The 6,590-nt window shown below is 75.2% G+C and carries 3 protein-coding genes; all 3 read left to right on the top strand.

Features of this window, described 5'->3' with window-relative positions:
• Positions 1-3,070, top strand: a 3,070-nt coding sequence (locus BN12_RS16395; protein ID WP_048554137.1) for a DUF6603 domain-containing protein, incomplete at its 5' end; no start/stop codon positions are given.
• Positions 3,071-3,081: 11 nt separating this feature from the next.
• The gene (locus BN12_RS16390) at positions 3,082-5,706 is read left to right on the top strand and encodes a serine/threonine-protein kinase (protein WP_048554135.1); all 2,625 of its coding nucleotides are present in this window, start codon (positions 3,082-3,084) and stop codon (positions 5,704-5,706) included.
• A partial coding sequence (locus tag BN12_RS16385; protein WP_200901238.1) for a hypothetical protein occupies positions 5,703-6,590 on the top strand: 888 nt, incomplete at its 3' end. The genes BN12_RS16390 and BN12_RS16385, both read left to right, overlap by 4 nt.

The following is a 6,590-nucleotide window of genomic DNA, read 5'->3' as shown; positions in this document are numbered from 1 at the left end:
CGCCGCGGGGCGGCTCGCCGCCGCCGACGGTGCGGACCAGCTCGTCCCGGCCATCGCCGACACGACGGCCGCGCTCGACAGTCTCCAGGAAGCCCTCGTGGCGGCCGTCGCGAGCGCCCAGCTGGCGGCCGACGTGCAGACGCAGCTGGCCGACTTCGCGGAGCAGCTGGCGGTCCGGGCCCTGGACCACCTCGTCGTCTCCCGGCTCGCGCAGGCGTCCCCGACGACGTATGCCGCGCTCGGGCTGGCGGGCCTGCTCGACTCCGAGCCGGTCACCGTCGCGAGCGGCGACACGATCACGAACCCGCATACCCACGACGAGCTGCACCTCGACCGGGCCGGCACCCTCCTCAGCCACCCCGACGAGCACTTCCGAAACGTCTACGGCTGGGGCACAGCCGATCTCGACGCACTCACCCTCTTCACGCGGCTGCAGCGCGTCCTCGCGGCCACGCACTCGGTGCATACCGACCTGCTGACGCCGCCGGGGGAGCAGCCGCTCCTCGAGGCATACCTCCTCGGCTTCTCGGTCGACGAGTCGGTGAGCCCACCCCGGCTCAAGGTGGGTGTCCGCTTCCCCGGCAGCCAGACGGTCACCAACGCCTACCCCCTCGACGAGACCTGGTCGATCCAGGTCACCGCGACGGGCGCCTTCGTCGAGGACGTCCAGGCCCTCGTCGCCGCGCCGTTCGACGTCACCCTCACGCCGCCGTCCGGCACCGTCGAGATCGAGGTGACCTCCGGGCTCGTCGCCGCGCCGCCCACCGGCCAGGGCCCGGTCCTGCTCCTCGGCGAGGACGGCGGCACGCGGCTCACCGCCCGGACCGCCCGGTTCGCCGTCGGGTTCGCGGTCACCTGGGACCCCGCCACCAACACGGCCGGCGGCGAGCCGACCCTCGACGTCGAGCTCACCGGCGGGCACCTCGTCCTGTCGCTCGAGGGAAGCGATGGCTTCCTCTCCTCGCTCCTTCCGGAGACCCTCGACGTCGCGGTGGACCTCACGGGTCAGTGGCGGCCCAGCACCGGGCTCGTGTTCACCGGCGGGGCCGCGCTCACCGTCAGCGTGCCCGTCGACGTGGCGATCGGGCCGGCGCGGCTCACCGAGATCGAGCTGGCCGTGCGGATCGGCGAGTCGCTCGCCGTCGACGTGCGATCGACCGCCGTGCTCTCGCTCGGCCCGTTCACGGCCACGGTCACCGGCGTCGGCGCGGCGGTCGAGCTGCGCTTCACCCGCGGAAACCTCGGACCCCTCGACTTCGGCATCGGCCTCCTGCCGCCGAACGGTCTCGGGCTCGCCATCGACGCCGCACCGGTCAGCGGCGGCGGGTTCATCGGGTACGACCCGAGCACCGGTCGGTACAGCGGCCGGTTCCAGGTCGACGTCGGCGAGGTGGGTGTCGGAGCATACGCGCTCCTCGACACCAGACTCCCCGGCGGAGACCTCTCGTATGCCTTGCTCGTGCGGCTGTCCGCGACGTTCCCCGCCGTGCAGGTCGGGTTCGGGTTCGCGCTCACCGGAGTGGGTGGGCTGCTCGCCCTGGGCCGTCGCCTCGACGTCGACGCACTCCGGGCCCGGCTGGCGTCCGGGTCGGTGTTCGCCGAGCTCGACTCGGCGTTCCCCGTCGCGCCCGGCATCACCGTCGTCGGGCCGACGGCACAGCTGGTCTGGGCCGGGCTCGTCACCTTCGACCTCGGCGTGTTCATCGAGCTGCCGGGGCCGCGCCGCGTCGTCGTCATCGGCACCGCGTCGGCCACGGTGGGCAACCCCTCGGGTGGCACGCCCTACCTGCAGATCCGGCTCAACGTGCTCGGTGAGCTCGACCTGCAGAAGTCCACGGTCGTCTTCGACGCCGCCCTCGTCGACAGCACCCTCCTGGAGGTCCTGCAGCTCACCGGCGGCGCGGCGTTCCGGCTCAGCTACGGCGCCGACCCCTACGTCGTCCTCACGATCGGGGGCTTCTATCCGGGGTTCTCGCCGACGCCGCTCGTCTTCCCGGCCAGCCTGACCCGGATCGCCATGACCCGGGGGACGCCGTCGGACGCGCTGTACTTGCGCTTCGAGGGCTACTTCGCCGTGACGACGAACACCGTGCAGTTCGGGGCGTCGGTCGAGGCGGTCATCAACCTCGGATCGTTCAACATCCGCGGCACGCTGGGGATCGACACGCTCATCGAGAGGTCGCCCTTCCACTTCGAGTGCCAGATCCAGGCCAGCGTCGCGGTCCGCTGGAAGAGCCACAACCTCGGCGGGCTGACCCTCAAGGGCGAGCTGTCGGGGCCGGGCCCGGTGATCTTCCGCGGCAAGGTCAGCTTCGACATCCTCTGGGTCACCATCTCCTTCGAGCACACCTTCACCCTCGGCTCGCCCGTGGCGGCGCTGCTGGCCGCCGTGGACGACGTGCTCGGCCTGCTCGCCGACGAGCTGGCCCGGACCGACACCCTGCGCGTCGTCGGCGGCAACGACCCGGCCGTCGCCCTCGCGGCGCCACCCACGTCGGGTCCGCCGATCCTCTCGCCGGTCGGGCAGCTGGCCTGGTCCCAGCGGACCGCCCCCCTGGACCTCCTGCTGGAGAAGGTGGCCGGAGCTCCGGTCACCCGGCCCCAGACGATCACCGCGACCGGCACCCAGGTCGCCGGCCCGGACACCGACTGGTTCGCGCCCGCGGCGTTCACGAACCTCGCCGACGCGGACGCGCTCGCCCGGCCGGCGTTCGAGCGGATGTCCGGCGGCGTGCGGATCGGCGTGCCCGGCACCGACGACGGCCCGGCCCGGCCGGTCACCGTGACGGTCAAGCAGATCCGCATCCCCGCCCCGCCGGTGGTCGTCGGCAACACCGGGATCTTCCCTCCGTGGTTCGTCCTCGCCGGGGCCGCGCGCCTCGGCACGACGCTGCCGACGCCGGTCGTGCCGGCCCTGACCCTGACCGAGGAGACCTGGCAGGTGGTCGGCGGAGACGGCGCCACGGTGTCCGGCGGGCTCACCCAGACCCAGGCACACCAGCTCGCTCGGGCCGCGTCCGATGTCGCGGCGGTCCCGACGGCCGACCTCGTCCCCGCCTTCGCCTTCTGAGGACGGCTGCCATGGCCGACGCGACCCTCACCTTCGCCGGATGGACCCGGGAGCGGATCGCCGACCTCGTCACGGGGGCGAGCGGCGGGCGGGCGACGGCGGCGGCCTCGGTCACCCTGACCGGCTCCGACACCGGCGGAACGGGCACGGGGTCCCGCAGCTCCGCGATCGCCTTCGCCCTGGCCGGACCCGGCGACGTCCTCGGGCTCAACCCGGGTGCGATCAGCCGCCGCTACCCCTCGCCAGGCGCCGTCGACCACGAGTCGGACCGATGCCCCCTCGTCGAGTTCGCCGATCCTGCGCTGCCGTGGCGGTACACCCCCGGGCCGAAGCCCGCCGCCGGCACCGGGAGCATCCACCCCTGGCTCGTGCTGCTCGTGGGGACCGCGGACGAGCTGGCCGTCGCCGACGGGCGGGCCACGGTCGGCGTCACGACCCAGCAGGCCCACCCGCTCGGGAGCCCGACGTCGGCATACCGCTGGGCCCACCTGCAGGCCGACGCCGCGGGCCACCGGATCGGGCGGGTGCTCAGCGGCCGCGCGTTGCAGCCGGGCACCGACTACGTCGTCGCCCTCGTGCCGGCGTTCCGCGCGGAGGGCAGCCCGAGCTGGGACGGAAGCGCCGAGGTGACGGTTCCCGCATACGACTCGTGGAGCTTCCGCACCGCTGTCCCCGCCGGCAGCTTCGAGGAGCTGGCCGCCGCCCTCCATCCCGGCGACGCGCCGACCGACACCGGCCGTGCTCCCGTCGACTACCCGCGTGTCCCGGCGGCTCCCGACCTGGAGATCCGCGGCGCGCTGGCACCCGTCGGGAGCTCCGACGCCCCGCTGCCCGACGAGATCGGCACGGACCTCGCCGGGCTGCGCACGCCGGCGACCGACGAGGTGGGGCGGCCGATCGTCGGGCTGCCCCGGTACGGCGACGCCTGGCGGAGCGACGCCCCTGACGCAACGGCGTGGGGGCGCACGCTCAACGGGGATCCCCGCCACCGGGGGGTCGCCGGCCTCGGTCTCGAGCTCGGGATCCGCCTCCAGGACGAGCTCGTCCAGGCCGCCGTCGACCAGCTCGGTGCGCTGGCCGAGGCGCGCCAGAAGGTCAGCTTCCTCGTGCTCGGCCTCGCCGCGTCGGGTGCGCTGTGGAACCGGCGGCTCCCGACGAGCACGAGCGAGCAGCTGTGGATGCTCGGGCCGGCGCTCGGCCGGGTCGCCACGACGTCCGGCACCGTCCGCGAGCTGTCCACCGCCGCCGACCGGGCGCTGCCCGCCGGGGTGTGGTCGACGGCGGCCCGGCGGGTGCTGCGTAGCGGTCCCACCCGGGCAGCGGCCAGCGCCCCGGGGACGTTCGCGGCGGCCCCGACGCTCGAGGCGGCCAACGAGGTCGTGCCCGCCCCGCCCGCGTCGTTCGCCGGAGTCCGCCTGCCGAAGGCCTTCGACGCCTCCCTGGCTGCGACGGTGCAACGGGGGGCGCCGACGCCCGCCGCCGCCACGGCGATGGCCCACCAGCTCGCCACCCTGGCCGCCCAAGCACCGGGGCCCACCAAGGACGCGGTCGACCGGGTCGTCAGCCGGCTCGACACGTCGCGGCGCGCCGGGAAGACGGTCAACTACGCGGAGGCGATGGTGCTCGTCGCGGCCGGGTCGGTCGCCACTCGCTCGGACCAGCGGGCCGACCTCTCCGAGGCGTTGACCCGGTTCAGCGGGCGGATGGACCAGGCCGCCGCGAGCAACGCCGAGCAGCTGGCCACCGTCGCGGGTCTCGGGCCGGCCGACCCGGTCCCCGACCCGGCGCTGACGAGCGTCGACCTCGGCGCGCTGGCGAGCGGCGTCGTCGCTGCCTTCGACCCGACGGCCGCCACCGCCGCCGTCCGGACCCGCGTCCTCGGCACGCTCGGCGGCCTCGACCCCGAGCAGCCGCTCGCGCCGCCGGAGGCGTGCGTCGGGCTGGACCGTCCCGTCTGGCGGGACGTGAGCGGAGCCTTCCCCGAGTGGCTGCTGCCCGGTCTCGCGGCCCTCCCGGACGACGCCGTCGTCGCCGTGGAGACGAACACGGCCTTCGTCCATGCCCTGCTCGCGGGGATGAACACCCAGCTGCTGAGCGAGCTGCGCTGGCGCAACATCCCGGTGGCCACCGGCTGCACGCCGCTGCGTGGGTTCTGGCAGCGCGCCGACGCCGACACCGGCGGCCGGGTCGACGACATCATAGGGGTCCTGAACTGGCCGGAGGACTCACCGCTCGGCGACCAGTCCCAGCGTCCGCCCGGGCTCCCCGGGGTCGACCTCGTCGTCGCCGTACGCGGCCGGCTGTTCCAGCGCTACCCGGCGACGGTCGTCTACCTCGTGAGCGCCGCGGTCGGCGGGACGCCGGACTTCGACGTCGACCCGCCGGCCGACGCCGCGCGCCGGCTCCCGACCTTCCAGGGCCGGATCGGGCCCGACGTCAGCTTCTTCGGGTTCGAGGGCGTCGACCCGGACGACGTCGGCGGGTTCTGGCTGGTGTTCGAGGAGCCCCCGGCCGGGTACCGGTTCGCGAACGACGCCTCGACCGCACAGGCGCCCGCAGACTGGGGCGCGGAGGCGTTCGCCCGTCCGGTCCGCGTCCTCGTCCGCGGCGACCGGCTCGTCCCCGGGCACGCGTGATGGCCGCCCCGGTGCCCGTCGGCGTGCTCCTGCCGCTGCGGATCGAGACCCGGTTCAAGCCCGGTCGGCTGCTCCTGCGCGTGGTGCCCGACGAGCCGTGGTTCACCGGGCACGACCCGAGCGTGACCGACGGCGAGGCGGAGCTGCTGACGGTGTACCGGGACGCGGGCGCCACCCCGGATGCGTTCCGGAGCCTCGTGGCCGCCGTCGGCGGCGCGCGGGCGGTGTACCTCGTCCGCGCCGGCGCGACCGCGCCCCGCAGGCAGGAGCCGGCCCTGCCCCGCATCGCCGCCTTCCCCGACGCGCTCCACGTGTGGCTGGCCCGGGGAGGCGCCGCCCCTGCCCTGGCGACGACCCTGACGATCGACCACGACCGGCTCCTCGCGGACCTGCCCGACCCGGACGACCCCGACGACCGGCGGTGGTGGGAGGACTTCGAGGAGGCCGTGCGGATCGGGCTCGGGGCCGCCATCGACCTGCCGGGCGACCCGGGCGACATCGACGCGCTCTACATCACCGGCCTGGGGACCCAGCCGCTGTCACCACATCTCGCCGACCTCCGGGACGAGGGGCGGCTCGGTCTCCTGGCCCCGGGCACGCCGACCAACTCCGTCGACGGCGCGCCCGCGGCCTCGCTGGCGCGCGACCCGGACACCTGGCTCGCGGTGCTCACCGGCACCCTCGACGACACCGAGCGACAGGTCGGTGCCGCGCTCACGGGCGACGAGACCGCGCTCGGTCCGATCCCGGGTCCGGAGGAGCCGCACCGGGCCTGGTCCGCGGCCCTCGTCGCCGCGCTCTGGCCGGCGCTGTGGGGGTATGCCGCGGACGACGTCTGGGGGGTCACGGCGGGTCTCCCCGACCCGCCCGCCGACCTGTGGGCG

The sequence above is a fragment of the Nostocoides japonicum T1-X7 genome (assembly GCF_001046855.1).
Lineage (GTDB): Bacteria > Actinomycetota > Actinomycetes > Actinomycetales > Dermatophilaceae > Nostocoides > Nostocoides japonicum.
Note: the sequence above shows the minus strand (reverse complement) of the source record. Positions and strands in the feature narration are given on the sequence as shown.